Genomic DNA, 757 nt, shown 5'->3' on the forward strand with positions numbered 1-757 from the left:
TTTAGGCACCTTCATCAAAACTGGTAAACCCCTCTTTTTCAAGAGGATGTGTCAGATTTGGTCTGAACTAATCCATTTTTATCGTAAAAGATGACAAATGACATTTTCCAACCTATTTCCTTGGAAATTTAGTTATTTCTTCTCATGGTAATTTATCAGTTTACTGTAAAGCTTAAGCTTGAATTTAAAAGTCACCTTAATCAATAGAGTTCTAAATATCATGCCACGCTTATCTTTTGCGAATCGAATTTATTTATAACTGTTGTTAGATGAATGCTATAGGTTCTTGCGTATAAATATAGAAAGCTTCGCATGAGAAGTTGTAGTGGGGATAGCCTGGGCTTGACAATAGAAAGTAATGGATTTACTGATGAAAACATTACATCCCATCGCCGCGGCTGTATTAATTGGATTTAGCGTAAATGCTTTTTCGGATAATAATCACGCCATATTAGTTCAGGTTGGAGGCGGTAATATGGCTGTTGCCGATCAATCGGACCTAACCATTCGAAACAATTTAATTGTGCAGGCTCAAATTGGTACCGCTAATGATTCCGATGCCTCTCAAACTACAGGCACTAGTAATAGTGTGGCGACGCATCTACAGGTTGGAGAATTAAATACATCGGAATCTCTCCAGCAATTTAATACTTCACAAAGTAATATTTTCATCAATCAAGTAGGCTCTATGAACGAGTTATTGTCAATTCTGGTGTTTAGCCAGTCTGATCAAGCAGCGCTCTGATCGGTGGTTGTC

At 37.5% G+C, this 757-nt stretch carries 1 protein-coding gene; it reads left to right on the forward strand.

Annotated features, from left to right (window positions below):
- Positions 1–370: 370 nt before the first annotated feature.
- Positions 371–745, forward strand: a complete 375-nt coding sequence (locus ACCI49_RS24895; RefSeq protein WP_371841953.1) for a hypothetical protein — start codon at positions 371–373, stop codon at positions 743–745.
- The last annotated feature ends 12 nt before the right edge of the window (positions 746–757 follow it).

It is taken from the genome of Microbulbifer epialgicus (assembly GCF_041447265.1).
In the GTDB taxonomy this organism is placed as follows: domain Bacteria; phylum Pseudomonadota; class Gammaproteobacteria; order Pseudomonadales; family Cellvibrionaceae; genus Microbulbifer; species Microbulbifer epialgicus.

Bases quoted from the DNA above. Each gene is read 5' to 3' on its own strand.
- ACCI49_RS24895 (WP_371841953.1), top strand. From the start codon at position 371: ATGAAAACATTACATCCCATCGCCGCGGCTGTATTAATTGGATTTAGC.